This window comes from Micromonospora sp. Mcm103 (assembly GCF_024519755.1).
Taxonomy (GTDB): Bacteria; Actinomycetota; Actinomycetes; order Mycobacteriales; family Micromonosporaceae; genus Micromonospora; species Micromonospora aurantiaca.
The window spans coordinates 58,315-84,539 of sequence record NZ_JALJRJ010000002.1; the positions used below are offsets into that span (position 1 = coordinate 58,315).

General features: G+C 71.2%; 28 protein-coding genes and 1 pseudogene. 13 read left to right on the forward strand and 16 right to left on the reverse strand.

The window, feature by feature from the left end:
* Nucleotides 1–260 precede the first annotated feature (260 nt).
* The gene (locus OC439_RS30245; protein WP_315985906.1) at nt 261–599 is read left to right on the forward strand and encodes a hypothetical protein; all 339 of its coding nucleotides are present in this window, start codon (nt 261–263) and stop codon (nt 597–599) included.
* Entirely contained in the window at nt 596–904 is a 309-nt protein-coding gene (locus OC439_RS02820; RefSeq protein WP_262012041.1) for a hypothetical protein, read from the forward strand. Before OC439_RS30245 ends, OC439_RS02820 begins: the two co-directional genes overlap by 4 nt.
* A 91-nt stretch (nt 905–995) precedes the next feature.
* Here OC439_RS02820 and OC439_RS02825 read toward each other — a convergent pair whose 3' ends face one another.
* A complete protein-coding gene (locus OC439_RS02825) occupies nt 996–1,652 on the reverse strand; it encodes a response regulator (protein WP_262012042.1) in 657 nt (218 codons plus the stop codon).
* Entirely contained in the window at nt 1,649–2,695 is a 1,047-nt protein-coding gene (locus OC439_RS02830; protein ID WP_262012043.1) for a sensor histidine kinase, read from the reverse strand. The genes OC439_RS02825 and OC439_RS02830 overlap by 4 nt, the downstream gene beginning before the upstream one ends.
* Nucleotides 2,696–2,970: 275 nt before the next feature.
* Between OC439_RS02830 and OC439_RS02835 the strand changes: the two genes are divergently transcribed.
* Both OC439_RS02835 and OC439_RS02840 read left to right on the forward strand, forming a co-directional pair.
* Nucleotides 2,971–3,468, forward strand: coding sequence for a DUF6326 family protein (locus OC439_RS02835; RefSeq protein ID WP_262012044.1), 498 nt, complete (start codon nt 2,971–2,973; stop codon nt 3,466–3,468).
* A gap of 191 nt (nt 3,469–3,659) precedes the next feature.
* Entirely contained in the window at nt 3,660–3,875 is a 216-nt protein-coding gene (locus OC439_RS02840; protein WP_262012045.1) for a hypothetical protein, read from the forward strand.
* A 122-nt stretch (nt 3,876–3,997) separates the two neighbouring features.
* Here OC439_RS02840 and OC439_RS02845 read toward each other — a convergent pair whose 3' ends face one another.
* Nucleotides 3,998–5,737 carry a PQQ-dependent sugar dehydrogenase gene (locus tag OC439_RS02845; RefSeq protein ID WP_262012046.1) on the reverse strand — a complete coding sequence of 580 codons (1,740 nt, stop codon included), beginning with the start codon at nt 5,735–5,737 and terminating at the stop codon, nt 3,998–4,000.
* A 27-nt stretch (nt 5,738–5,764) separates the two neighbouring features.
* A complete protein-coding gene (locus tag OC439_RS02850) occupies nt 5,765–6,832 on the reverse strand; it encodes an SMP-30/gluconolactonase/LRE family protein (RefSeq protein ID WP_262012047.1) in 1,068 nt (355 codons plus the stop codon).
* 326 nt (nt 6,833–7,158) lie between these two features.
* Between OC439_RS02850 and OC439_RS02855 the strand changes: the two genes are divergently transcribed.
* From OC439_RS02855 to OC439_RS02870, 4 genes and pseudogenes are all read left to right on the forward strand, one after another.
* A complete protein-coding gene (locus OC439_RS02855; RefSeq protein ID WP_262012048.1) occupies nt 7,159–7,383 on the forward strand; it encodes a hypothetical protein in 225 nt (74 codons plus the stop codon).
* Between the two features lie 345 nt (nt 7,384–7,728).
* On the forward strand, nt 7,729–8,091 hold the full coding sequence (locus OC439_RS02860; RefSeq protein WP_262012049.1) for a hypothetical protein: 363 nt from the start codon (nt 7,729–7,731) through the stop codon (nt 8,089–8,091).
* Nucleotides 8,092–8,981: 890 nt separating this feature from the next.
* Nucleotides 8,982–9,224, forward strand: a pseudogene (locus OC439_RS02865) (XRE family transcriptional regulator); the annotation flags it as partial.
* Between the two features lie 109 nt (nt 9,225–9,333).
* Nucleotides 9,334–9,444: a hypothetical protein gene (locus tag OC439_RS02870; protein ID WP_262012401.1), complete on the forward strand. Its 111-nt coding sequence runs from the start codon at nt 9,334–9,336 to the stop codon at nt 9,442–9,444.
* 31 nt (nt 9,445–9,475) lie between these two features.
* On the opposite strand, the gene OC439_RS02875 is transcribed toward OC439_RS02870, so the two are convergent.
* Nucleotides 9,476–10,564: an epoxide hydrolase family protein gene (locus tag OC439_RS02875; RefSeq protein ID WP_262012050.1), complete on the reverse strand. Its 1,089-nt coding sequence runs from the start codon at nt 10,562–10,564 to the stop codon at nt 9,476–9,478.
* A 145-nt stretch (nt 10,565–10,709) separates the two neighbouring features.
* Between OC439_RS02875 and ygiD the strand changes: the two genes are divergently transcribed.
* Together ygiD and OC439_RS02885 are read left to right on the forward strand one after the other, a co-directional pair.
* Nucleotides 10,710–11,555 carry a 4,5-DOPA dioxygenase extradiol gene (ygiD, locus tag OC439_RS02880; RefSeq protein ID WP_262012051.1) on the forward strand — a complete coding sequence of 282 codons (846 nt, stop codon included), beginning with the start codon at nt 10,710–10,712 and terminating at the stop codon, nt 11,553–11,555.
* A 27-nt stretch (nt 11,556–11,582) separates the two neighbouring features.
* Entirely contained in the window at nt 11,583–12,410 is an 828-nt protein-coding gene (locus OC439_RS02885) for an ABC transporter permease (protein WP_262012052.1), read from the forward strand.
* Between the two features lie 33 nt (nt 12,411–12,443).
* Here OC439_RS02885 and OC439_RS02890 read toward each other — a convergent pair whose 3' ends face one another.
* The 3 genes from OC439_RS02890 to OC439_RS02900 all read right to left on the reverse strand — a co-directional run bounded on the left by OC439_RS02890 (nt 12,444) and on the right by OC439_RS02900 (nt 14,766).
* Nucleotides 12,444–13,418 (reverse strand): hypothetical protein, encoded by a 975-nt coding sequence (locus OC439_RS02890; RefSeq protein ID WP_262012053.1) that lies wholly within the window; start codon nt 13,416–13,418, stop codon nt 12,444–12,446.
* Entirely contained in the window at nt 13,415–13,930 is a 516-nt protein-coding gene (locus OC439_RS02895; RefSeq protein WP_262012054.1) for a SigE family RNA polymerase sigma factor, read from the reverse strand. Before OC439_RS02895 ends, OC439_RS02890 begins: the two co-directional genes overlap by 4 nt.
* 92 nt (nt 13,931–14,022) lie before the next feature.
* On the reverse strand, nt 14,023–14,766 hold the full coding sequence (locus tag OC439_RS02900; protein WP_262012055.1) for an alpha/beta fold hydrolase: 744 nt from the start codon (nt 14,764–14,766) through the stop codon (nt 14,023–14,025).
* Nucleotides 14,767–14,824: 58 nt separating this feature from the next.
* On the opposite strand from OC439_RS02900, the gene OC439_RS02905 reads away from it, so the two are divergent.
* Nucleotides 14,825–15,781, forward strand: a complete 957-nt coding sequence (locus tag OC439_RS02905) for a helix-turn-helix transcriptional regulator (protein WP_262012056.1) — start codon at nt 14,825–14,827, stop codon at nt 15,779–15,781.
* A gap of 142 nt (nt 15,782–15,923) precedes the next feature.
* Nucleotides 15,924–16,880 (forward strand): LysR family transcriptional regulator, encoded by a 957-nt coding sequence (locus tag OC439_RS02910; RefSeq protein WP_262012057.1) that lies wholly within the window; start codon nt 15,924–15,926, stop codon nt 16,878–16,880.
* Here OC439_RS02910 and OC439_RS02915 read toward each other — a convergent pair.
* Genes OC439_RS02915 through OC439_RS02950 form a run of 8 tightly spaced genes read right to left on the reverse strand, consistent with a single transcriptional unit; the run spans nt 16,805 to nt 25,020 of the window.
* Nucleotides 16,805–18,040, reverse strand: coding sequence for a vWA domain-containing protein (locus tag OC439_RS02915; protein WP_262012058.1), 1,236 nt, complete (start codon nt 18,038–18,040; stop codon nt 16,805–16,807). The two genes, OC439_RS02910 and OC439_RS02915, sit on opposite strands and share 76 nt — an antisense overlap.
* Nucleotides 18,037–18,888, reverse strand: coding sequence for an SRPBCC family protein (locus OC439_RS02920; RefSeq protein ID WP_262012059.1), 852 nt, complete (start codon nt 18,886–18,888; stop codon nt 18,037–18,039). Before OC439_RS02920 ends, OC439_RS02915 begins: the two co-directional genes overlap by 4 nt.
* The gene (locus OC439_RS02925) at nt 18,885–19,754 is read right to left on the reverse strand and encodes an AAA family ATPase (protein ID WP_262012060.1); all 870 of its coding nucleotides are present in this window, start codon (nt 19,752–19,754) and stop codon (nt 18,885–18,887) included. Before OC439_RS02925 ends, OC439_RS02920 begins: the two co-directional genes overlap by 4 nt.
* Nucleotides 19,751–20,323, reverse strand: a complete 573-nt coding sequence (locus tag OC439_RS02930) for an NTP transferase domain-containing protein (protein ID WP_262012061.1) — start codon at nt 20,321–20,323, stop codon at nt 19,751–19,753. The genes OC439_RS02925 and OC439_RS02930 overlap by 4 nt, the downstream gene beginning before the upstream one ends.
* Nucleotides 20,324–20,331: 8 nt before the next feature.
* Nucleotides 20,332–21,198 (reverse strand): XdhC family protein, encoded by an 867-nt coding sequence (locus OC439_RS02935; protein ID WP_262012062.1) that lies wholly within the window; start codon nt 21,196–21,198, stop codon nt 20,332–20,334.
* 11 nt (nt 21,199–21,209) lie between these two features.
* Nucleotides 21,210–23,600, reverse strand: a complete 2,391-nt coding sequence (locus tag OC439_RS02940) for an aerobic carbon-monoxide dehydrogenase large subunit (RefSeq protein ID WP_262012063.1) — start codon at nt 23,598–23,600, stop codon at nt 21,210–21,212.
* Nucleotides 23,597–24,145, reverse strand: a complete 549-nt coding sequence (locus tag OC439_RS02945) for a (2Fe-2S)-binding protein (RefSeq protein WP_262012064.1) — start codon at nt 24,143–24,145, stop codon at nt 23,597–23,599. The genes OC439_RS02940 and OC439_RS02945 overlap by 4 nt, the downstream gene beginning before the upstream one ends.
* Before the next feature lie 2 nt (nt 24,146–24,147).
* Nucleotides 24,148–25,020 carry an FAD binding domain-containing protein gene (locus tag OC439_RS02950; RefSeq protein WP_262012065.1) on the reverse strand — a complete coding sequence of 291 codons (873 nt, stop codon included), beginning with the start codon at nt 25,018–25,020 and terminating at the stop codon, nt 24,148–24,150.
* Between the two features lie 115 nt (nt 25,021–25,135).
* Between OC439_RS02950 and OC439_RS02955 the strand changes: the two genes are divergently transcribed.
* Nucleotides 25,136–26,209 carry an XdhC family protein gene (locus tag OC439_RS02955; protein ID WP_262012066.1) on the forward strand — a complete coding sequence of 358 codons (1,074 nt, stop codon included), beginning with the start codon at nt 25,136–25,138 and terminating at the stop codon, nt 26,207–26,209.
* Nucleotides 26,210–26,225: the final 16 nt, after the last annotated feature.

A 26,225-nucleotide genomic window follows, 5' to 3' on the forward strand; every position in this document is an offset into this window, starting at 1 on the left:
CGAGGCACATCAGCAGGTGCCCTTCGTGCCCTCATCACGGAGGGCCAGAAGATGACGGTGCCTGTCGGGCTCCTGCGGCGACTCGTAGGCCGGTACCTATCGTCGATTCCGACGGCGTACGGCGTCGGGCAGCGCATCCAGATGATGGAGCAGGACATCGCCCGGCGGCGGTTGCTGGACCAGGCGCGCGGCGGGCAACAGGCCCCGGCCGGCGCCGGGGACACATCGATGTCGCGAGAGCGGCGCGTCTCGTATGACGAATACCTTTCCGCCACCGCGCTGACTCTTGCTCGCAGGCACCGGCCGGTGTGGTCGTGGCGGCTCTGGCGGCGCATCTGCCGCTGTGGGTCCGACCTGCCCTGCCACGCCCGGCACCGGATACCGATCAATCGTGGCCACTGGCCACAGGAGGGCGAGCAGTGACCGGCGGGCAGGAACAGGCGATCCTCGCGGTACACGTTCGAGGGCTCGACGGCATGTGTACGGGCTGCCGGCTGTGGTGGGCACGGCTGACTCCGTACCCCTGTTGGCAGGTGGAATGGGCGACGAGCCGGCAGGCGCGGGCGATCACGGCGCGGTTCCTGGAGGGTGTGCGGTGACCACCCACGGCCCGGTCATGCCGGTCTGGAGCTGCGGCGGCTGCGACCTGCCCTGGCCGTGCCCCACCCGGAAGCGGGAGTTGCGGGCGGAGTACGCGGGCGCTCCGGTGTCGCTGGCCCTCTACCTCGGTGCCTACCTCGTCCAGGCCACCGAGGACTTGCCCTGGACGCCGGCCGGCGTGCTGCACCGCCGCTTCCTCGGCTGGACCAGGGAAACCGGCCACCTCATGCCGGTAGCGCAGCAGCGAAGTACCGCAACCGTGCCAGCCGAGCCCGATCGAGACGAGCCACACCAGGCCCTCTGACCTCGCATCGAGCCTGAGCCGACCGGCTCGCCAACTGCTCACACCGAAGTGGTCGGCGTTGGTTTCCGCGACTCGAGCCTTCGGGTGCCGATCAGGTGCCGACGCGGCGTGTCTCGTAGGCCCACATCACGATTTCGACGCGGTTGCGGGCGTTGAGCTTGCGCATCAGGGCGGCGATGTGGGTCTTGACGGTGCTGAGGCTGATGGACAGCTCGTCGCCGATCTCGCTGTTGGTCCGCCCGCGAGCGGCAGCCAGCAGGACCTGTTCCTCGCGAGCGGTCAGCGGCTCGACAGGTTCAGGTGGCACCGAGCGCGGGCGGCTGTTCGCGAAGGAGGACAGGAGCCTCGCGGTGATGCTCGGTGCGATCAGGGCGTCGCCTCGGGCGGCGGCATGGACGGCCTGGGCGAGCATCTCGGCGCCGGCGTCCTTGAGGAGGAAGCCTCGCGCGCCCGCCTTGAGCGCGCCGTAGACGTACTCGTCGAGGTCGAAGGTGGTGATGACGACGACGGCCAGAGGGTCGGCGACGTCGGCCCCGGCGAGCTGGCGGGTGGCTTCGATTCCGTCGACCTCGGGCATGCGGATGTCCAGCAGGCACACATCGGGACGCAGCGAACGGGCCATGGAGATCGCCCGGCGGCCGTCGGCGGCGTCGCCGACGACGGCGATGCCCGGTTGGGCGTTCAGGATCATGCAGAGCCCTGCCCTGACGATGTCCTGGTCGTCAGCGACAAGCACGCGGATGGTCATGACGTCAGCGCTGTCCGAGGCAGCGAGGCGTCGACGCTCCAGCCGCCGTCCGGGGCAGGTCCCGCCCGGAGGGTGCCGCCGAGCAGGCTCGCCCGCTCGGCCATGCCGCGCAGCCCGTAGCCGGCGTGCGGGGAACTGGTCGTGGTCGCCTCGCCGTCATCGCGCACCCGCAGATGCACCTGGCCGCGGGATGCGGTGACGTCGACGGTGACTCCGGTGGCGCCGCGGGCGTGGCGGGTCGCGTTGGTGACCGCCTCGGCGGCGATCAGGTAGAGGGCGGTGCCGACTGCCGGCTCAACGGCCTCGGCGTCACCGGAGACCTGCACGCGGACGCCCAGCACCTCGCCGCCGGGACGAGCGAGTCGCTCGATGTCCGCAACTCCTCGCCGAGGGGCGAGATCGGCGTCCGTACCGTCGCGCAGCACGCCCACGAGGGCTCGCATCTCCCTGAGCGTCCGGGACGCCTCTTCCTCGATGGTGACCAGGGTGGCCAGCGCGCGCTCCGGATCTGCGGCGGCCAGCGCGCGACCTGCCTGTGCCTGGACGGCGATGGCCGAAACGTGATGGCCGACCGTGTCGTGCAGCTCGCGGGCGAGTTCGTTGCGCTGGTGGAGCCGGATCTGCTCGACGTCGCGGTCGTGGCTTCTGGTGCGGTAGCGCACTGCCGCTCCGAGCGCGGCCGAGCACAGGAAGAAGCCGTAACCGGCGACCTTCTCCGCGGGTGAGGTCGGCTCCGCGACGAGGGTGACGGGTAGCCAGATGAGGATGACGCCGAGTCCGAGGGCAGCCTCGCGACCTGCCCCCCAGCGCAGCAGGGCGTAGGGCAACACGAGCAGTCCTGCGATGCCCAGCAGGCCGGTGGCGTCGACGACCGCGATCCTCGCGAGGTCGAAGGCGAGAACGGTTCCGAAGGCAACGGTTACCGCGGCCAGCGGTCGCGTGCGTCGATACAGCAGGCACGCCGCGACCACGAGGCTGACACCGACCAGCAGCGGCGCCCATGCCCTGTCGTCGCGCAGCAGCAGCTCGACGACCGAGATCACGACAAGAGCCGAGGACACCGCCCAGTCCCGCCACACCCGCACCGGCGCACCTGTGGGGCGAGGCTCAGCCCAGATCCCAGCAAGCATGCTTCCCCCCTTTCCGGAGAACGTAAGGGGGCCGCCCCTCGGGCGGATCAGCCGAAAGTACGGCGAGTTTCCCGGGCCCGGGGCCAGGACAGCCCGAGCCCGCAAGCGGATGTGGCGCCTGCCAACGCTGGTCATGGTGGAGACATCGAGTGAGCCGACCCGGCTGACGCCAGCAAACAGGAGACGTGATGACCAGAACCGACAGACGAGCCGGTGCGCTCCAGGAAGCGCGCATCCCGGTCCAGGCGAAGCTCGCCGCGGCCTGGGCCAGCTTCATGTTCCTCTACATCTACGTCGACTACCTCGCCCTGTACAAGCCCGGCTTCATCAACGGCATCCTGGCCGGTGCCGTGCACGAGTTCGACACGGGCCCGACCTTCGTCGCCCTCGCGCTCACACTCATGGCCGTCCCGATCCTCATGATCCTGCTCTCCGCGACCCTCCCCGCCCGCGTCAACCGCGCGACCAACCTCGTCGTGGCAACGCTCTACGTCCCCGTCACGGTGTACAACGCGGACGGCGAGTCCTGGACCTATCTCTACTTCTACGGCTTCTCCATCGGGCTCGAGCTGCTGCTCCTGGCCTTCATCCTGCGCGCCGCATGGACCTGGCCCCGGGCCGTTCGAGCCACCGCCGGCCGCGGGCTCGCCGCCTTGGAGGGGAATTCTGCCGTCACCGCCAATTAGGCAGGGGGTGTCGGTCGACGGCTGCCAGCCCGGGTACCGGATCTGGCGGGTCCCGGCCGGGCCGATGGTCAACTGCTCCGTCCCAGTTTGACGCGAGCCTCGGTAGGGAAGTTTCGCGGACACCTCGATGAAGGAGGGGGTATGGAGACGTCCGCTAGCGTCGGGCGCAGTTATCAACAGCCGACAAGGCCATGCGTGGCGGCGCCTGCTGCAGCGCCGACGCCGAGGGGGCGAGCCTAATGGCTCGCGTCGGTCGCTACGGGATCCCGAGGTTCGTGTGGTCCCTGATCTGGCTCGTCGTCTGCATCTTGATCGTCATCCTGTTGGCCCTGGTCATCCACCACTTCGGAGGCGCCTCTCTGTCGCTCAAGCTCGGCCACTTCTACCTGAACATCGGCGTCACCTGACTTGCCACCTCGTCGACACTCCGGCGGTGGTCAGCTGCAGTACTGGCCCGGACCGCTCGGAGGGTGCCCGCGTCGCGCGGGCACCCTCCGACGGCTGGCGGTGCCGGATTCCCGGCCCGCCCTCAGATTGTGGAGCCGGACGCCGCCCCGCCGAGGGTCACCTTGAGGATCTTCTCGTTGCTGTTGTTCGGGGTGCTGTCCTTGTCCCCGCCGGTGCTCGTGGTCAGCCACAGGTTGCCGTCGAGGGTCGGTTCGACGGTGCGCAGCCGGAAGTACGTCCCGACGAAGTACTGCTGGACGTTGGTGAGCGTGTTGCCGCTGATCTCCGCACGGTACATCCGGTTGCCGCGCAGGCAGGCGATGTAGAGCACGTCCCGGACGATCGCGATGCCGCTGCACGAGGCCTCGGCCACCGGGTACGTCCGGATCGGGGCCCGGAAGTTCGGGTTGGCGCAGTCGCCGGAAGTGCCCTCGCAGGCGGGCCAGCCGTAGTTGCCGCCCTTGACGATGATGTTGGTCTCGTCCATGACGTTGTTGCCGAACTCCTGCTCGAAGAGCCGGCCCTGGGAGTCGAAGGCGAGTCCCTGCGGGTTGCGGTGCCCGTAGCTCCACACGTGGTTGCCGAAGGGGTTGTCCGCCGGCACGCTGCCGTCGGGGTTGAGCCGCAGCACCTTGCCGCCCAGGTTGTTGGTGTCCTGGGCCACGTCCGGGTCCTGTCCGTCGCCGGTGGCGGCGTAGAGCTTGCCGTCGGGGCCGAAGCGCAGTCGGCCGCCGTTGTGGTACTTGTTGCGCGGGATTCCCGTGACAAGCACCTGCCTGGTGTCGGTCTGCAGCGTGCCGTCGTAGCGGATGCGCACGATCCGGTTGTCGGTCGTGGTGGTGTGGTAGATGTACAGCCAGCGGTCGGTGGCGAAGGTGGCCGAGACGGCCAGCCCGAGCACGCCGCCCTCGCCGCTGGTGCCTGCTACGTTCGGCACGGTGCCGATGCTGCGCTTGTCGGTGCCGTCCGGGTTCATGGCGACGATGTCGAACAGGTCGCGCCGGCCGTAGAGGACCGTGCCGTCGGGCAGTTGCACCAGGCCCCAGGGAAGGTCCTTCTCGGTGGTGACCGTCGTGGCGCCGCAGACCGGGTTCGTGCAGCCCGAGCCGGTGCGCGCGGTGACCGCGACGCTCGCCCCGGAGACGTTGCCCTGGGCGTCCCGGGCGGTCACGGTGTACCGGTAGTCGGTGTCGGGCGTCAGCCCGGTGTCGGTGAACGTGGTCGCCGGCGGGTTGCCGGCGGTGCCGGTGGTGGAGCCGACCGCCGTACCGTTGCGCAGGATGGTGTAGCCGGTGACCGCGACGTTGTCGGTGGAGGCCGACCAGGTGAGGGTCACGGCCGTGCCGTTCACCGTCGCGGCCAGGTCGGTCGGCGTGCTGGGCGCAGACGTGTCCTGCTGGCAGAACGGCGGGGTGACCGAGAGCGTGGAGCTGGCCTGCGAGACGTTGCCGGCGGCGTCGCGGGCGTTGACGTACCAGCCCCAGGTGACACCCTGCACGACACTGAGCGTGGCGGTCAGCGTCCGTCCCGAGACCGAGGTGACGAGCTGGCCGTCGTGGTAGATGTCGTAGAAGGCGACGCCGACGTTGTCCCGGGACGCGTACCAGGCGAGCGTGACGGACTGGCAGGTCAGCCGGGTGCGGCGCAGGCCGGTCGGCCGGGTGGGCGGGCTGGTGTCGGCGGCGAGCAGAGCCGCCGACCGGCTCCCGGTCGCCGGTGCGGCCGCCGCGGCGTTTGCGGGTACGCCGGTCAGGACGGTGCCGGCGCAGATCAGCAGGGCGAGCGGTACGCGGTGTCGGAGCTGGCGAGGATGAGTCCGCACGGGTGCTTTCCTTCCCAGGGTTCTTGGTCAGTACGGGTAGCCGGGGACGTTGAGTCGCACGCTGTACAGGCCGGAGTCGTTCGTCCGGCCGGAGGTGATGTAGAGGGTCCGCCGGTCGGGCCCGCCGAACGCCACGTTCGTGGTGCCGGTGCCGCCGGAGCGGATCGTGCCGAGCTGCGCGCCGGCGGGCGAGTAGACGTGGATCAGCCCGTCCGCGCCGGACGCCCAGTACACGTTGCCGGCGCAGTCGACGGTGACGCCGTCGGGACCGCCGAGGTAGTTCACGAAGACGCTGCGGGCGCCGGTGCTGCCGTCGGGCTGGACGACGTACTTGTAGATCTTGTTCTCGGAGTAGGCGCCCACGTAGAGCGTGCTGCCGTCCGGGGAGAGCGCGATGCCGTTGGGTTGCCGCAGCCGGTCGTCCACCAGCGATACCTGGCCGCCGGAGACGCGGAAGACACTGGTACGTCCGCTCATCTGGTCGGGCCGGTTGCCGCGCTGGAAGCTGGGGTCGGTGAAGTAGACGACGCCGTCGGACCGGACCGCGACGTCGTTCGGTGAGTTGAACGCCCGGCCCTGGTGGTCGGCGGCGACGGTACTGCGGGTCCGGTCGCTGAGCCGGTATGCGGAGACGCTCCGCTGGTCGTGGGTGGCGGCGATGATCTGCTGGGTGTCGGGGCTGAGTGCCAAGCCGTTGCTGCCGGCGTCGGCGATGAAGGTGTCGAAAGTGGCCGGCGGCGTGAGCCGGCGGATCGTGGAGGGCTGCACGTTGTTCGGCCCGGTGCCCGCGGCCATGTCGGACATCAGCAGGTAGCCGCCGTCGGCGATCCAGACCGGTCCTTCGAGGAACGAGAACCCGCTCTGGATCTTCGTCGCGGACACGGAGCCGGCCGGCAGGGGCGGGCCGTACCCGGTGCCGCCCAGGCAGACTCCGGGGGGCGCGCCGGGTGGGCCGGCGAGCGGGTCGGTGTGAACGTTCACATTAGCGGCGTCCCGAGGTGTCGGGGGTGCGGGTGCGGCGCCGGCGGGGCCTGGTGCGGTGGTGAGCGCCAGGCACAGGCCGGTGAGTGTGGCGATGGTTGGACGCCAGGTCATCGGGTACTCCAATCGGAGTCGGTGAATGCGAGGCTCGTGGGTTGCCTGACCGGCCCCGGCCGCCGACACCTACTATTGATCATTATCGATGTATGTGTGACGCAGCTTAGGCGAGGAAGCGGCGCCGCGCATCAGTTCCTCACGATCACCTTCGGCGCATGCCCTGAAGGAAGGCGCTCGATGACCTGGCCGGGTCGGTGGGGCCCGGCCCCCACCGACCCCGGTACGCGAGTCGCTCAGCCCGTCGTGCCGGTCGCTGAGCTTCCAGACCTGGTCACCCGGTACGTCACGGTGGCACCGCCTTAAGAAGTGGGAAGGACGCTGGCGTGACCGGGTACGACGTGCACCGGGTCGACGCCGCCGGCACCGAGAAGGTGGGCAGCGCCACCGGCACCTCGTGCCCGGTGGCCGGGTTGAGCGCGGACACCCCGTACACCCTCGTGGTGACCGCCCGCGACACGGCGGGCAACGTGTCCGCGAGCCCGCGCGGTGTGGGGGAGCGGACGCCGGCCGTGTCGGCGAGCTGGCGGCGGTCGCGGGGTTGCGGCTAGTGCGCCTCCGGCGGGGGTGCTCCGGCTCCAGGATGGCTGGGGCTTCGCCGGCGGGTCGTTGTCCGTGGGGGTTAGGCCATCCCGCCTGCCATCGACCCGGGGAAGCCGAGCGGGCCACCGGCCCGGCCCGCCAGCGTCCGTATGGGCGTCAAGGTCCGCTTGACGTGGCGGGCCGGGCGGCGGCCCGCTCCCCGGAGGGCGGGTCGATGGCCGACAGGATGGCGAGAATGCAGCTTTCAGGCGCTGCTCCGGCCGCCTATCAAGGCGTCAGTGGTTACGGGGCAGAAGTTTCTGGGACGCGATGTTAGAGTTCCCCATCCGTCCAATAGCGACTGAAGGAGAACAATGCGTAAGGCTCTCAAAGGAGTGCTGGTCGGAGGGGCCGTAGTAACCGTGGCTCTCGTCGGTATGGAAATGCCGGCGTCCGCCAGCAGCCACACCATCAGTAGGTCGTGGGGCTACGCCACCGTCAACTCCAACCACAGTAACGCCACCGCTTGTGACACCGCGGCCAACAACCGGGGCGTCCGGGTCGAGTACGTCTACCCCCCGGGTTCTACGGGTGTGCGCGGCGACACCAACGGCGCCAGCGGCGGCTGTGGGTCCGCGCTGGCTCCTGACACGATCTACAAGTTCCGCCTCTGCGAAAGCAACACCGGGGGTGGCGGCGACGATTGCACCGACTGGTTGTGGATCGGTGATCACTAGGGTCGGTCGACACTGATCCGCGCGGTAACGACACGGGGGATGTGAATTGGTTCGGCGAATGCCGTGAGACGATCCGTAATTCGGCGCAAGAGTTTCCGCGCCGAGGAGCGATTCCCTCGTTTCGCGGGCGGTGGGCCCAGCGGCCTACCGCCCGTTTGCGCGGTCGTTGGACAATCGACGCGCACACCCTTATGGGCGCAGGAAGATCCGGCGAGATTGTCCGGGGCGGCCGTCGCACGATTTCAGGTATGCTCCAAACTGGCGGCACTCATGCAGGTGGCTTGCTCCGGCCTGTGTACCCGAGAGCAGCCGTCTGATGATGGCCTCGCCCTCGGCTGCGGAGAGCCAACTGGCTTCCGGGTGGGACTCGGTCTCTTCCCGCTCGGAGATGTCGGCGGGGCCGTCGCCTCCGATGCCCAGCGACACGTCACTATGCCGGGAGCGGAAGTAGAAGCGCTCGCCGTTTGGTGGGGGCCGTCTACCTGCACTGGAGCTGCCGAGCGCGTCACCTGCTCCTCCCAGCCCACGCTCTGTAGGGTGGCGGCGTGCCGGAGCCAGGACGCTACGTGCTGCTGGTGCCACCGCCGTCGCGGTTGATCTAGGAGGTCAAGCAGTCGGGCGTCGGCCCTCGCCTCTTGCACGTCGTCACGCCAGAAGGTCACAGTCACCCTGGGCTGTCGGAACTCCTGATCGATGTAATGGGCGAGGTCGGTGGCCATACACGATGGTGTCGGTCGGCTGGTGGATGGACAGCACAGGCGCGGGAGCAGCAGAGGGGCAGCGAACGCGACGGCAACCCATAACACCGGACTGGCTGAAGACGGAACAACCGTGCTAGAACCTCGCGTTCGGTCGCCGCAGGGCCGTGCCCGACTGGGGGCATCGGACAGCTGCCGCCGCGCATCCACATGCTGGATCGCATCGCGCGTGCGCTGAAGGTTGACGTGTCCGCCCTCGCCGGCGAGCTGAGTGACCGGTCCGCTGTGGTGAACGGGCCTGAGCCATCCGGCGTTGGCGTCGGTTCGGGACGCCGTGAGCCTTGTCGTGCTCTCCGACGAGGCCGCGGTGGAGTCGTTGACCAGCTTGAGGGAGCGGCTTGCGGTGGCGTGGCGGCGCGCCACCAGGCGTCCGATCGCGTGGAACTGGCGGCCTACCGGCTGACCGCTCGGGAGACCGACGTGCTCGCCTTGATCGGTGCCGGGCTCGACAACACCTGAGATCGCCGAACGCCTCTACCTCTTGATGAGCACCGTCAAGACCCGCGTGACCAATGTGCTGGCCAAGGCCGGCCGCCGCGACCGGGTACGAGCCGCCACCCTGGCGGTCCAGGCCGGCCTTGCACCCCGACCGTAACCGGCAGCGGTGCCGCGGTTGAGCTCCTGGATTACCGCAGTGCGCTGAAGAAGGCGCGCAGGTCGGCAGCGAGCAGATCGGGCTCTTCCTGGGCGAGGAAGTGGCCGCCGACCGTGGGCTCGCGCCAGTGGGTGAGGTTGGCGTAGGTGCGTTCGGCGAACGACCGGGGCAGGCCGGCGTCCTCCACGCTCACCGTGATACCGGCGGGCACGGTGACCATCGGCAGATGTGGGGCCAGGCGGTCGTCACGGTAGGGACGGAAGGACGTGCCGATGCAGTTGGTGACCCAGTACAGCATCACGGTGGTCAGCAGCTCGTCGAAGCCGAACCGGCGGGAGATTTCACCACCACAGTCGCTCCAGCGCTGATACTTCTCGACGATCCATGCGGCCAGTCCAGACGGCGAGTCGCTCAGCGCGGCCGCAAGCGTGTCGGGCCGTGTCTCCTGGATGACTCCGTAGCCCCAGTCGTCCTGGGCCTTCGCGTCGAGCATGGCGACGAACGCCTCCTCGGCCGGGCTGAGGTTGCCCCTGCGGTCCGCCGGCGGAAACTTGATGTGCTGCGAGAAGACCCCGACGACCCGATCTGCGTGGCGGGCGCCGAGCCACGTCGTCACGCCGGACCCGATGTCGCCACCGTAGGCGCCGAAGCGGTCGTAGCCCAGACGGGTCATCAGCTCGGCCCACACGTCCGCGACGGCCGCCTCGGTCGTCGGGCCCTCGGCGAGTGGTCCGGAGAAGACGAAGCCGGGCAGGCTCGGTATGACGAGGTCGAAATCTGCGAGCCGGGACACCAGGGGCAGCATCTCCGTGTACGTGCTGGGCCAGCCATGGGTCAGGATCAGCGCCGTGGCGTCGGGCGATGCCGAGCGGACGTGAACGAAGTGGACCGGCGTGCCCCGGATCGTGGTGACGAACTGAGGGTGCCGATTGAGGGCACGCTCGACCGCACGCCAGTCGAATCCGTCGAGCCAGTACCGCACCAGATCTGCCAGGTACCCAGGGTCGGTGCCTGCGGCCCACGGCTCTCCCGGGGCGGCCGGCGCGAGCCTTGTCCGCGAGAGCCGAGCGCGCAGGTCGTCCAGGACGGTTTCGGGCACATCGATCTGGAAGGGCGTCACCCGATCATGGTCCCATCGCCAGGGGTCACTCGGCAGCCGCCCGAATGGGCAGCCTGCCGGGGAGCGTGATTCAGGCCGGAACCGCTGGAGGCGGCACTATCGTGTCCACGTGCCTTCAGACGTACATCCGGCCTTGGATGTCTTGATGCCCGCGGCGTTCCTGGGCCACGGCAACCCGATGAACGCCCTCGCGGTCAACCGGTACACGTCCGCGTGGAGAGCCTTCGGCGCCGCGGTGCCGCGTCCCCGCGCGATCCTGGTGGTCAGTGCCCATTGGTACATCAACGCCACGGCCGTCACCGCGATGCCCCGGCCGAGGACCATCCACGACTTCTACGGGTTTCCGCAGGAGCTGTTCGAGGTGCAGTACCCGGCGCCGGGGCTGCCCGAGCTGGCTGAGGAGGTCAGTGACGTCGTCCATCCGACCTGGGTCGGGGCGGACGTCGACAGCTGGGGCATCGACCATGGCACCTGGTCGGTGCTGATGCACGCCTTTCCGGACGCGACGATTCCCGTCGTCCAGCTCAGCATCAACGCCGACAAGCCGATGGACTACCACCTTCAACTCGGCGCCCGGCTCGCTCCACTGCGCCGGCGCGGCGTGCTGATCGTGGCGAGCGGCAATGTCGTGCACAACCTGCGCGGCATGGACTGGGCGCTGACCGACGACGGCTTCGACTGGGCGCGACGCTTCGACGAGGACGCCAAGGCCCGGATGCTGACCGACCCGGGCGAGTACGCGACCCTCGACGCTCACGGGGACTTCCGCCGTGCGGTACCGACACCGGATCACTTCATCCCCGCGTTGTACCTCGCCGGTCTGGCCGCGGCCACGGACACCCCCGACACCGAGGTCCTCGTCGACGGCTACGCCTACGGCTCGCTGTCCATGACGGCCTACACCCTGGGCATGTCCTGTCCACCGGCGGCCGGCCGGGGCGGATCCCCGCAGCCACCGCCCGGCCTGCCGCCGGACGGCTCCAACATCTGAGGGGGCGCCGGCTGGTCGAATGCTCCAATGGATCAAGGTGCAGTCGCGGTCGGTCCGGCGCTCGCCGCCGTACTCGTCGTTCTCGTGCTCGTCGCCGTGGCGACGGTGCGGGCCAGTCGGCTCGGCCACGCCCGTGGCATCGCCACGGCGGCGCTGCGCGCGGTGGTGCAGTTGTGCGCCGTGGCGCTGCTCATCACTGCCGTCCTGCGGTCGTGGTGGGCCAGCGCCGGGTTCATCACGCTGATGGTCCTGGTCGCGACGGCGACCTCCGCGCGCCGGGTCAGCTCGCTTCGCCTCGGCTGGCCGGTGCTGGCGCCGATCGCGGTCGGCGCGCTCCCGGCCTGCGCCCTCGTCGTGGCCTCCGGCACGGTGCCGCTGACCGAGGTCGCGGTCGTTCCGATCGCCGGGATCCTCATCGGCGGGGCGATGACGGCCACCTCGCTGGCGGGCCGCCGCGCGTTGGACGAGCTTCGCGACCGCCATGGCGAGTACGAGGCGGCCCTGGCGCTGGGCCTCGTGCCGCGGGATGCGACGCTGGAGATCTGCCGGCCCAGCGCGGGGCAGGCGCTGGTGCCCGCGCTGGACCAGACACGCACCGTCGGCCTGGTCACGCTCCCCGGTGCCTTCGTCGGCGTGCTGCTCGGCGGCGGCACACCAGTCCAGGCCGGGGCAGCCCAGCTACTGGTCCTGGTGGCGCTCCTGGCCGTCGAGGCGATCGCCGTCGCGGTGACCGTCGAGCTGGTCGCCAACGGACTGCTTCGCCGACCGGGCTCTGCCGTCCAGGTTCCGCTTCGACGTCTGACCGCCCGGCCGGGAGAGAACCCGAAGACGGGATGGAGCAGCGACGCGAGCTGATCCGGCGTGACGCCGATTGCGGGAGTGGTTCGGTCAATCCTTGTGGGCCCGCTCGGCCGCGGCGCGGTCGCTCGCCACGATGAGGTCGAGCAGTTCCTTGCCCAGCCCGGCCGGGACACGGACGCGACCGCCGCCGGTGGAGATCGCCTGCGGGCAGCTCGCGTCACCCAGCACCACCGTGACGCCGCCGTTGAGAGCGATTCCGACCGAACCCGGCAGCTGTAGCTCGCATTCCTCACCGGCGGGTACGGGGTCGCGCAGGTCGGCGAGGGCTGTCCGGATCCGGGTCAGCGTCTTGGCGTCCATCGCGGTGACCATGGGGCCCGCGTTCTCGCTGACGGCGCTGGTGATGCGGTCGGGCAACACCAGGCCGCCGGAGGCCGGGGCCGCCGGGCCGGCGGGCCAGGTGACGCGCTTGAGCAGCTGGTCGCGACCCTTCGCGTCACCCGAGATGAAGACTCCCGTCGCGGTGATCTCCTTGTTGAAGGCGCGGTAGGTCCATTGGGACTGCGTGATGTCCTCCGAGACCTGGAGCAACTGCCCGTCCTTGACCACCAGCCGCCTCGGGTTGACGTACAGGGGTACGGAGTCCTGGACGACAGCGATCCACGCTTGACCTTCGGATGGGCAATCGGAGCTGGGCTGCACACCTCGGGGGGAGCCCCACCGCGCGGCGAGGTAGACGGTGTGCGGCTCGGCGGTGCAGGGGTCGAAGGTGGTGACCTCGCTCGTCCGCCAGCCCTGCGGGACGGCGACGGACAGGCCACCCAGACTCACCGTGGCCCCCGCGGTCTCAGACCGTTCCGGGGGCGTACTCACCTGGGGCAGGGCCACGACGGCCGCGACCGCGGCCGCGACGGCGACGGAGCCGGCAGTTCCGAAGGCACGACGGCGGCGCTGCACGCTGCGCCGTCCGAGGCGGACCAGCCGGGAGGCGGGATCGGTCTCGGCCGGCGTCACGGAGGCGGCCGCACGGTCGAGCAGTTCGCTGACGTGGGTGGGATTCACGGCGTCTCCTTGGAAGATTCGGCGAACAGACCGCTGGCGCGCAACGCCGCCAGAGCACGGGACGTGCGGCTCTTGACCGTTCCCACCGCGACGCCGAGGGTCTGCGCCACCTCGGCCTCGGAGGCATCGGCCCAGAACCGCAACACCAGCACCACCCGCTGATCGGCAGGCAACCGCCGCAGGCTGGCGAGCACCTGCACGCTGAGATCCGACTGATCCGCGAACCCACCACGGGACGCCTCCGGCAGCTCCCCGGTCGGCACCTCGTCGCGCCAGCGCCGACGCCTGGCCCGCATCGCGGCACGAACCATCACCTGCCGCACGTACGCCTCCGGCCGCCCCTCCGGCACGCCCAACCGGCGCCACGACCGGTAGGCCGCGATCAGACCCTCCTGGGCGAGGTCCTCGCCCAGCCGGCCGTCACCGGTCAGCAGCACGCCGAACCGAACGATCTCGCGATACCGGCCGGCGACGAATTCCTCGTAGCCGACAGGTTCCGCTCTGCGAAGCAAGCCCATACCTCATTAAGGGACCTGGACCCGCCCGATGGTTCCCCCGTGCCGGTGCCCGGGTGACCTGGGTGCGGTCGCCCGGGCACCGCGGGCTATGCCGTCGGCCTGGCTTCGTGCAGGATCCCGGCCAGCTCGTCCGGCCGGCTGAGCATCGGCCAGTGCCATGTCGGCAGTTCCTCGTAACGCCACGAATCGCCGGCCATGTGCCGGCACAGCGGCACTGTGGCGGCCATCTCGCGTGCCTGCTCGGCGGTGAAGCTCGACAGCACGCCGAGGCGGGGCAGCTTCTCCCACGCCCCGGTGAGTCGCACCGGGGTGGTGGCAGTCGCCCACGGTTGTGCCACCGACCGCTCGCCGAGCAACGCGACGACCGATTCATCCACGTCTGCTGCTCCCGCCGCCAGTTCGGCCCACGGCGGGGGTGACAGCCGCCAGCCGTCGCCGTGTTCGGCGACCACCGCCGCGTTGCGTTCACGCTCCGAGGGCGGGCTGAAGTCCTCGTTCGCCGCCCCGTCGGGCAGCGGGCCGGTGTCGACGAAGACCAGTTGGGCGATGCGGTCGGTCATGCGGTCGGCAACGGCTGTCGTCACGACCGCGCCGGCATAGCTGTGCCCGACGAGGACCACGTCGTGCAGGTCCTCGTAGCGCAGCAGGTTGACCACGTCGGTGACGTGGACGTCGAGGTCGGTGTCCGGGCGGGCCAGGTGGGCGCGCTCGCCAAGGCCGGTCAGGCTCAGCGGGTACACCTCGTGGCCGTGCGCGCGCAGGGCGGCGGTGACGGGGCGCCAGGCCCATGCGCCGAGCCAGAACCCCGGAACCAGTACGAAGGTCGTCATGCCTGACACGCTACGATCAATACCGGACAGGTTCCGCCCGGATTGGAAGTGGGGATTTGTGACCCGGCCGACCGCGCGCGTACTGGCGTTGCTGGAGATCCTCCAGGCCGGCGGCGACTTCACCGTCGCGGACCTGGCCGGTCGGCTGGGCGTCGACGAGCGCACAGTCCGCCGATACGCCGCGCATCTCGCCGACCTGGGCATCCCGGTCGAGGCCCGGCGCGGTCGCTACGGCGGATACCGGCTCGCGCCCGGATACAAGCTGCCGCCACTCATGCTCACCGACGAGGAGGCGGTCGCCGTCATGCTCGGGCTCGTGGCCGCCGGCCGGGCCGGGCTGGTCACCGCCGAAGGCGCGGCCGCCGAGAGCGCGACCGCGAAGATCCGCCGGGTGCTGCCGGCCGTTCTCGCCCGGCGGATCGATTCGCTGCTGGACACAGTGGACTTCACCGCACGGGTCCGGAAGTCCGCGCCGGCCGGCATCGAGGTGCTGCTGGTGCTCGCGGACGCGGCCCGACATCAGCAACCGGTGAACATCACCTACACGACCTGGCGCGGCGAGTCCGGCGAGCGCCGGCTCGACCCGTACGGGCTGGTCTTCCACGCCGGCCGGTGGTACGTCACCGGCCACGACCACGACCGCCGGGCCGTACGGACGTTCCGGCTCGACCGCATCGGGACCGCCCGCCCCACCCCGGGCAGGTTCGAGATCCCGGCCGGCTTCGATCCCACCACGCAGGTACTCACCGGTCTGGCAGCAGTGCCGTACGCGCACGAGATCTCCGTGGTGCTGCACACCAGCCTGGCGCAGGCGCAGCGACGGATCCCGCCCTCGGTCGGCACGCTCACCGAGGTTCCCGGCGGAGTGCGCCTCACCGCCCGAGCCGAACGGCTCGACGGTGCGGCACAGATGCTCGCCGGGCTCGGCTGGTCGTTCACGATCGACCGTCCGGACGAACTCAAGGACGAGATACGCGCCCTGGCCGCCCGACTGCTCACCGACGCCGACGCCTGATCGGGCCCTCACCCCGCGTACCGGCCGGATCGCTCCGAGGTCCGCTGTCCCTGGCGGCGGGGCGATCGGCGGGGAATGATCGGGGTACACCGCGGGCTGCCCGCAGCAGTCCACGGCGCCGCAGAAGGGCGGGTCGACGCCGATGACTCCGACGCAGCTACGGGCCTACGTCGCTGTCGTCCGGCTGGGGTCCGTCAAGCAGGCCGCCGCGCAGCTGGAGGTCTCCGAGTCGGCGGTCTCGCTGCTCATCGGCCAACTGCGGCGGGAGTTCGGAGATCAGTTGTTCACCCGGACGGCGGCGGGGCTGGCCTTCACCCCCGGCGGGCTGCGGCTCGCCAGCCGCGCGGCCGAGATGCTGGGCCTGCAGGACCGTACGGTCCTGGAGGTCAGTTCGGCGGCACACGGCCGCCGGATGCTGCGGGTCGCCGCGTCCAGCGAGTTCGCCGAGTACGCCGCGCCGAGACTGATCGAGCTGTTCGCCAGACGCGCCGCCGACCTCGACATCGAGCTGAGCGTCTGCGACCCCGGCTCCTTCGAGTCGCTGCTGGTGACCCGGGCCGCGGACATCGCGATGGGTCCGCTGCCGCCGGTGGCCGATCCGGCGATCTCCTGCCGGCCCATGATGAACTACCGGCTCGTGACTGTCGCCGGCCCGGATCATCCGCTGGCCGGTGTGCCGGCGTCACCGGGGCAGTTGCGCGACCAGACCTGGCTGCTCGGGCCTTCGGCCACCAACACCCTGGGCGCTGTCCCGGCGATGCTGCGCCGGCTCGGCGTACCCGAGGAGCGGCAGCAGATCTTCCAGAGCCACGCGGCGGCGCTGGGTGAGGCCCAGCGCGGCCGGGGGATCGCGCCCGCGCTGTCGTTCACCGTCGCGCCGGACGTCCGGGGCGGCCAGCTCGTGGCGTTGCCGGGGCCGCACGCGACGGCCGAGGCGGTGTGGCATTCGCTGGTACTCGTCACCCCCGGCACTCCGTCCGCGGCAGCCGAGCTGTGCCGCTTCGCGTCGACGCCCCGGGCGATTCAGGCGATGATGCGCGGCGTGGGCGTCGCGGTGAACCGTTTCCGGCCCTCGGTGCACGTGACGCTCTGGAGCTGACCGGCGGCGTCCAGCAGGTCCCGGAACGTCGCGGCCGGCAGGAGCCGGTCACAGTAGGGCAGGGCGGCGGCCATGCCCGCCACCAGGGGAGCGAAGCCGGGGGCGCCGGCCCGCGGGTTCAGCCAGACGATCCGGTGGGCGCGGCGGCTCAGCCGTGCCATCACGGCGGCGAGTTCGGCCGGCGGGTCGCTGTCCCAGCCGTCCGAGCCGATCAGCACCACCGCCCCGCGAACCGCTTCGCCGTGCGGGGACGCGAGCAGCGCCCGCAGGTTCGTCGCGATGCGCGTACCCCCGAACCGGTCGGCCACGGCGGCGCCGGCGTGCGCGATCGCCGCGGACGCCGACGTCTGCCGCAGCGCGACGGTGAGCCGGGTGAGCGTCGTGGCGAAGGCGAACACCTCCGCGTCGGTGGTCACCGCGAAGGCCCGCAGCAGGTGCAGGTACGCGTGGGCCTGGGCCCGCATCGACTCGCTGACGTCGCACAGCAGCACGACCCGGCGCGGGCGGCGTAGCTGTCGCTCGCGGACGACCTCGACGGGCTCCCACGCGGTGCGACGGGCCCGGGCGATCGTCGGGCGCAGCGCGACCCGCCGCCCGGCCGGGCCCGCGGCGTGCCGTCTGGTGCGCCGGGACGGCCAGCGCGCGACGGCCTCACGCAGGGCCTCGCCGAGCAGTTCGAGCTGGGCGTCGTCGAGGTCCTCGAACGGCCGGTCGGCGAGCCCGGCGAGGGCGCTGGGCCGTCGCTCGGGCAGCCGCACCCCGGCGTCGGAGGGCTCCGCCTCGGCGACGGGCGCCGGCAGCGTCGCCCACGGCAGCCCGCCACCGTCGCCGGTGTCGTCGGTGGCGGCGGGCACCGGCAGGTGTACGTCGCCACGGGCGGCCGGCGGGGCCGTGGACCGGGTGAGCGGCAGCGGTGGCGCGTCGGCGAAGACGGCGGCGAAGACGCGGTCGAAGGCGGCGAGGTCGGCGTGCCGCCGAACGAAGCTGATCCGGGCGGCCCAGTAGAGCGCGCTCGTCTCCCCGGGCGTCCACACGGCGAGCGCCCGGACGAAGTCACCGGCCTCGGTGAGTCCGGCGTGCACGCCGGCCCGCCGCAACCGGCCGGCGAACGCCGTGGCGAACGCCGCGCGGTCGACGCCGCGCAGCAGACCGTCGCTCACCGGCGGGCGACCCACCAGGCGATCACCCCACCGACGACCACGATCCCGACGAGCACCGGCACGAGGCGCTTGACGACGGCACCACCGGCGATGCCGAGCAGGTCCAGCGTCTCCGGTTCGGTGCCGGCATCCGGTCGACCGGTGGACGCCGAGGCGGCCACGGGAGTACCGGCCACGGTGGCTCCGGGCGGTGTGGCGGACGAGGGCCCGGCGGGCGGGGCGGTGCCGGGCGAGGCGGTGTCGGGCGCTGCCGCCTCGGCCGCGAGGGTGCGAGCCGCGGAGGCGTCGGGGCCGGTCACGGCGGACGTGGCGCGCTCGGGTGCGGCGGCGACTGCGGGTGCGGGCCCGGATGCGTCAGGCGCGGTGGTCTCGTGCGGGTCGCCGGCCGTGCTGTCGCCAGTCCTCTCGGCCGCCAGCCTCGCCTCGAGGTTGGCGACGAACTGGGCCAGCAGCTTGCTCGACACCTCCTTGATCATGCCGCTGCCGAACTGGGCCAGCCGCCCGGAGATCTTCAGATCGGTGTCCACGCTGACGACTGTGCGTTGCTCGTCCGGCCGCAGGTGGGCGGTGACCAGCGCGGACGCGTTCGCCGCCGACCGCCGGTCGCGGCCCTTCGCCTCGATCACACCCCGGTACCGTTCCTCGTCCTTCTCGACGAAGCGTGCGGTGCCGGCGAACTCGGAGACGACCGGCCCGACCTTGACCTTCACCGTGCCCTGGTGGACGTCGCCGTCGACGCCGGTCAGCCGGGCGCCCGGCAGGCACGGTGCGATGCCCTCCAGGTCGGTGAGGATCGCCCACGCCCGCGCGATCGGGACGTCGACGGTGAACTCGTTGGTGATCTTCATGCCGGCCTCTCCTGGTGTGCGGCGAGCGCGGCGGCGACGGCGGCGCGGTCGTCGGGGGTCTTGGCGATGGTGCCGATGGTCCGGACGACGTCGTCGGCGGCGAGGTCGGCGGCGCCGAGCACTGATAGCGCGGCTACCCAGTCGATGGCCTCGGCCATACCGGGCGCCTTGTCCAGGCCGAGGGCGCGGACGTCGCCGACGAAGGCGGTCGCCGTGCGGATCAGCCCTTCGGTGGCGCCCGGTACCGCCCGCCGGACGATCTCGGTGGCCCGGTCCGGCTCCGGGAACTCGATCCAGTGGTACAGGCAGCGGCGGCGCAGTGCGTCGTGCAGGTCGCGGCTGCGGTTGGAGGTGAGCACCACGACCGGCGGCGTGGTCGCGGTGAACGTGCCCAGCTCGGGGATGGTGATCCCGGACTCGCCGAGGAACTCGAACAGCAGCGCCTCGAACTCGTCGTCGGCCCGGTCGATCTCGTCGATCAGCAGCACCGGCGGGACCGGCCCCGGGTGGCGTACCGCCCGCAGGATCGGCCGTTCCTGCAGGAACTCCGCGGCGAACAGGTCGGCGTCGGTGAGCGAGGCGTGCCGGGCCTCGGCCAGCCGGATGGCGAGCAACTGCCGCTGGTAGTTCCATTCGTACAGCGCCTCGCCGGGGGTCAGGCCCTCGTAGCACTGCAGCCGGATCAGCGTCGTGTCCAGCGCCCGCGCCAGCGCCTTCGCCGCCGCCGTCTTGCCGACACCGGGTTCGCCTTCGAGCAGCAGCGGCTTGCCCAGCTTGAGCGCGAGGAAGACGGCCATCGCCATGCCGTCGTCGGCCAGGTAGTCGACGGCGTCGAGCCGGCGCCGGACGGCCTGCGGATCCTTCACCGCGCCTCGCCCGAGAGCAGCCGCCGGTAGTCCGCGCGGGTGTCCACGTCGATCGGCACCGGCCCGTCCACCGGTACCTCCGTGACCGGGTGCCGGCCGGAGTGCAGCAGCTTCCACACCGCCTTGTCGCCGTGCAGGACACGCAGCTCCGGCAGGACGTCACTGGCGAACCAGAACGGGTGTCCCAGGCCGTCGGCGTACCGGCACACCGCGAGCGGGGTGGTCGCCGCCGCGACCCGGCGTACGTCGGCGGCCCGTACACCTGGTTGGTCGCCGAGCAGGAGCACGAGCCCGTCGGCGCGCGGGTCAACCGCCTGTGTCGCCGCGCGGATCGACGAACCGCAACCAGTGCTGAACTCGGCGTTCTCGACGACCTGGACCCCGGTCAGGTCCACCCGCTCGCGGATCAGGTCGGCGGCGCCGCCGAGGGTCACCAGCAACTGGTCGAAGGCGCACGAGCGGGCCAGGTCGAGGGTGGCGTCGAGCAGCGTCCGCCCGCGGTACGGCAGCAGTTGCTTGGCCTCACCGAGGCGCACCGACGCCCCGGCGGCCAGGACCAGGCCGGTCACGAACACGGTTACGCCGCCACGTGCCGGTCGAGGCAGCCGGGGCAGCAGAACCAGTGGTCGGTGCCGTCGATCCGTACGTGCGGGGTGTCCGGCCCGACCAGGACGGTCATCCCGCACACCGGGTCGACTGCCTGCTGGGGGAGCGCGACGGGCGCGGCGGGGGAGGAGGAGAGGCCGTCCACCCGGAGCGCCCGCACCACCTCGGCCATGATCGACAGGGCGATCTCCTGCGGTGAGCGCGCCCCGATCTCCAGCCCGGCCGGGGTCCGGACCCGGGCGCGTTCGGCGTCGGACAGTGCCAGTTCGTCGAGCACCGCCGCGCCGCGGGTCCGGCTGGCGACCAGCGCGATGTAGCCCACGCCGGCATCAAGCGCGGCGCGGATGGCGTCCTGCTCGCCCTTGCCGAGGCCGGCGACCACGACCGCGGTCGCGCCGGCGTAGTCGCCGGGCGTGGCCACCTCGAAGTCGAGGAAGGCGGCCAGGGTGGCCACCGCCGCGCTGATCGGCGTGTCGCCGACCAGACCCAGTACGGGTACCGGTAGCACCGGGCGCAGGAAGATCTCGAGTGCGCCGCCCGAGTGGCACGGGTTGACCACGACTCGCGCTCCCGGGGTGTCGGGGAAGGCGGGCGCGCCGTCCGGCAGGACCCGCAGCAGCAGCGCGCTGCCGTCCCGCAGGGCGTCCAGGGCAGCCGCCCGCACCGAGTTCTCGGCGCACATCCCGCCGACGAAACCCTCGATGGTGCCGTCCGGCAGGATCACGGCGTCGTCGCCGGGCCGGGCCGACGTCGGGTCCTGCGCCCGGACCACTGTGGCGTGCACGAACGGCGCGCGCGAGACGGTCAGCTCACGCGTACGGCCGGCGATCGTCGTCATGGCCACCTCCCCTAGACCGGCGGGCGGGCGTTGCCGCGCATCGCGTCCCAGACGCGCGACGGCGTCAACGGCATGTCGGCATGCCGTACGCCGAAGGGTTCGAGGGCGTCGACGATCGCGTTGACGATCGCCGGCGGCGACCCGACGGTGGCCGACTCGCCCACGCCCTTCGCGCCGATCGGGTGGTGCGGGGACGGGGTGACGGTGAAGCCGGTCTCCCAGTCGGGCACCTCCAGCGCGGTCGGCAGCAGGTAGTCCATGAGCGACGCGCCGAGGCAGTTGCCGTCCTCGTCGAACGCGATCATCTCCATGAGAGCCATGCCGACCCCGTCGGCCAGCCCGCCGTGCACCTGCCCCTCGATGATCATCGGGTTGATCCGGGTGCCGCAGTCGTCGACGGCGATGAACCGCCGCACCTTGACCTGCGCGGTACCGGGGTCGATGTCCACCACGCAGATGTACGCCCCGTGCGGATACGTCAGGTTCGACGGGTTGTAGCAGATCTGCGCCTCCAACCCGCCCTCGATGCCGTCGGGCAGGTCGCCGGCACCGTGGGCCCGCATCGCGATGTCCTGGATCGTCACGCTCTTTCCCGGGTCGCCCTTGACCCGGAAGGAACCCTTGTCCCACTCCAGGTCGGCGACCGAGACCTCCAGCATGCCGGAGGCGATGATCCGGGCCTTGTCGCGCACCTTGCGGGCGACCAGGGCCGCCGCAGCGCCGGAGACGGGTGTCGACCGGCTGCCGTACGTGCCGAGACCGAACGGCGTGTTGTCGGTGTCGCCATGGACCACGTCGATGTCGTCCGGCGGGATGCCGATCTCCTCGGCGACGATCTGCGCGAACGTCGTCTCGTGCCCCTGGCCCTGGGACTGCACGCTGAGCCGGACCACTGCCTTGCCGGTCGGGTGCACGCGCAACTCGCAGCCGTCCGCCATGCCCAGGCCGAGGATGTCCATGTTCTTGCGCGGGCCGGCGCCGACGGCCTCGGTGAAGAACGCGATGCCGATGCCCATCAGCTCGCCCCGGGCCCGCTTCTCCTGCTGCTCCCGCCGCAGGTCGGCGTAGCCGGCCATCTCCATCGCCAGGCGCATGGTCGGCTCGTAGTCGCCGGAGTCGTACACCCAGCCGGTCTTCGTCGTGTAGGGGAACTGCTCCGGCCGGATGAAGTTCTTCAGCCGCAGCTCGGCCGGGTCCATGCCCAGCTCGTCGGCGAGGCAGTCGACGATCCGCTCGACGAGGTAGACGGCCTCGGTGATGCGGAACGAACAGGCGTACGCCACGCCGCCCGGCGCCTTGTTCGTGAAGACCGCCGTCATCTTGCAGTACGCGGCCTCGATGTCGTAGCTGCCGGTGAAGACCCCGAAGAAGCCGGCCGGGTACTTCACCGGCGCGGCGGTGCCGTTGAAGGCGCCGTGGTCGGCGAGGACGTTGGTGCGGATGGCCAGGATCCGGCCGTCGCGGGTCGCCGCGATCTCACCACGCATGATGTAGTCGCGGGCGAATCCGGTGCTGATCAGGTTCTCGAAGCGGTCCTCCATCCACTTCACCGGCTTCCCGGTGACGATCGACGCGACGATCGCGCAGACGTATCCCGGATAGATCGGCACCTTGTTGCCGAAGCCACCGCCGATGTCCGGCGAGATCACCTGGATCTTGTGCTCGGGGATGCCCGCCACCAGGGCGTAGAGGGTGCGATGCGCGTGCGGCGCCTGCGTGGTGGACCAGAGGCGCAGCTTGCCCTCGACGGCGTCGAAGTCGGCGAGCGCCCCGCAGGTCTCCATCGGCGCCGGGTGCACCCGGGGATAGACCAGGTCCTGGCTCACCACGACGTCCGCCCGGGCGAACACCGCCGCGGTGGCCGCCTCGTCGCCTGTCTCCCAGTCGAAGCAGTGGTTGTCGGTCTTGCCTTCGAGGTCGTCGCGGATCACCGGGGCGTCCGGCTCGAGCGCGCGGCGGGCGTCGACGACCGGATCGAGGACGTCGTACTCGACGTCGATCAGCTCCAGCGCGTCCCGCGCCGCGTACCCGTCCTCGGCGACGACGAACGCCACCTCCTGGCCCTGGAAGCGCACCTTGTCAGTGGCGAGCACGGCCTGCACGTCGTTGGAGAGCGTCGGCATCCAGGCCAGACCCTGCTCGGCCAGCATCGCCCCGGTCACCACCGCCTTGACGCCGGGGGATGCCTCGGCGGCGCTCGTGTCGATGCTCAGGATCCGCGCGTGGGCCACCGGCGAGCGGAGGATGGCCAGGTGCAGCATGCCGGGCAGCCGGACGTCGTCGACGAACCGGCCCCGGCCGCGGACGAACCGCGGATCCTCCTTCCGCAGCATGCGGCCGTAGCCCACCGGCTTCTGGTCGTTGTCGTGGAACGTGTCCACGCGCTCGTGCACAGTCGTCATACGACGCTCCCGGCGGGCCGGCCGGCGTTGTCGATCTCGCCGGCTTCGCGTGATTCGGTGGTCTCGGTGACCGCGGCGGCCGCGTTCGCCTCGTGTACGGCGGCCCAGCGCACCGATCGCACGATGGTGGCGTAGCCCGTACAGCGGCAGATCTGACCGGAGATCGCCTCGCGGATCTCCGCCTCGGTCGGGTCCGGGTTGCGGTTCAGCAGCGCGCGAGCAGTCATCATCATCCCGGGCGTGCAGAAGCCGCACTGCAGGCCGTGGCACTGCATGAAACCTTGCTGGACCGGGTCGAGCTCGGCACCCTTCGCCAGGCCCTCGACGGTACGCACCTGGTGGCCGCCGGCCATCGCGGCCAGCACGGTGCACGACTTCACCGGTTCGCCGTCGAGCCAGACGACGCAGGTGCCGCAGTTGCTGGTGTCGCAGCCCGAGTGCGTTCCGGTCAGGCCCAGCACGTCGCGCAGGAAGTGCACAAGCAGCAGGCGACCCTCGATCTCCCGGGTGACCTCGACGTCGTTGACGGTCATGGTGACCTGCATGCTCAGCTCCTCGCCCGTTCCACGGCCCGGCGCAGGGTCCGTCTGGTCAGCTCGTCGGCCAGGTGCCGCTTGTAGTCCGCGCTGCCCCGCTGGTCGGTGGCCGGATCGCAGCTGCGCGCGGCGATCGCACCGGCCTGCTCGAAGAGGCTCTCGCTGGGTGTCTGCCCGCGCAGCGCCGCGGAGATCTCCGGGATACCGGTGGTGTTCGGGCCCACGGCGGCCAGCCCGACCCGAGCGTCGGAGATCACGTCGCCGTCGAGCCAGACCGCGGCGCCGGCCGAGACCACCGCCCAGTCTCCGGCCCGGCGTTCCACCTTCTCGTACGCGCTGCCGCAGCCCGGCCGCACCGGCAGCCGGACCTCGACCAGGATCTCCCCGTCGCCGACGGCCGTCTCGTACGGCCCGACGTGGAACTCCTCCATGGACACCACCCGCTCGGCGCCGCCCGGCCCGCGGATCACGCAGCTCGCGTCCAGGGCGGTGCAGACCGCGGACAGGTCCTCCGACGGGTCCGCCTGGCACAGGGAGCCGCCCAGTGTGCCCCGGTTGCGCACCACCGGGTCGGCGATCACCCGTTCGGCGTCGGCGAAGATCGGGAAGGCCGCCGTCAGGGTGGCGGACTCGAGCAGTTCCCGATGCCGGGTCAGCGCACCGATGCGCAGCTCGTCCGGGCCCGCCTCGATGTAGCCGAGCTCGTCGTGGAGATCGTTGATGTCGATGAGATAGTCGAAAGTGGCCAGCCGCAGCTTCATCATCGGCAGCAGGCTGTGCCCGCCGGCGATCAGCCGGGACGTGCTGCCCAGCCGTTCCATCAGGCTGATGGCGTGGTCCACACTGGTGGCTCGTTCGTACTCGAACGGGGCCGGCACCTGCATATCGCACCTCCGGAAGTCGTCAATGTGGTGCCGGTGCCCGCGGAAGTCAACGCCGACCTAAGCAAGTCCTTAGGTCGGCGTTGACGGTCCGCTGCTGCTCACGGATCGTGCGGCAATGCGAGACATCGTCGACGGCTTGACCGCGTGGCGTGCCGCAGACGTCCGGTTCGCCGTAGCGACAGTCGTGCGGACCTGGAAGTCGGCGCCCAGGCCGCCGGGCGCGGCCATGGCGGTGGGCGCCGACGGTGAGGTCGTCGGCAGCATCTCGGGAGGTTGCGTCGAGGGCGCGGTGTACGAGCTCTGCCAGGAGGCCATACGCACCGGCCAGGCACGTACCGAGACGTACGGTGTCGGCGACGACGACGCCTTCGAGGTGGGCCTGACCTGCGGCGGCACCATCGAGGTCCTGGTCCAGCCGGACGTCGTGCTGACCGAGCCGGACGCGGTGCTCGCCGCGATCCGCGCGGGTGCGCCGGTGGCGACGGCGTCGGCCGGGACGGCCCAGATGGTGGTCTGGCCGGACCGGGTGGCCGGCACGCTCGGCGACGCCGACCTGGACCGCGCGGTGGCGCGGCAGGCCGAGGGCATGCTCGCCCTCGGCACCACCGGAACCATCCAGCTGGGTACGCGCGGGCAGCAGCGGCACGACGAGGTGTCCGTGTTCGTCCAGTCGTACCTGCCGCCACCACGGATGATCGTCTTCGGCGCGATCGACTTCGCCGTCGCGGTGGCCCGGATCGGCCGCTTCCTCGGCTATCACGTCACGGTGTGCGACGCCCGTCCCGTGTTCGCCACCCGCAAGCGCTTCCCCGATGCCGACGACCTCGTCGTCCAGTGGCCGCACACGTACCTGGAGTCGACAGCCGTCGACGAGCGGACGGTGCTCTGCGTCCTCACCCACGACCCGAAGTTCGACGTCCCGCTGCTCCAGGTCGCCCTGCGCACCCCGGCCCGCTACATCGGCGCGATGGGCAGCCGCCGTACCCACGCCGACCGGCTGCGCCGCCTGCGCGAGACGGGTGTGGACGAGGCCGCCCTCGCCCGGCTCTCCTCACCGATCGGACTCGACCTGGGGGCGCGGACGCCGGAGGAGACCGCCGTGGCGATCGCCGCCGAGTTCGTCGCGCTGGCCGCGGGAGGGTCCGGCCGCCGGCTGACGGAACTGGACACCCCGATCCACCATCGCTGACCGAGCCGGCGGCATG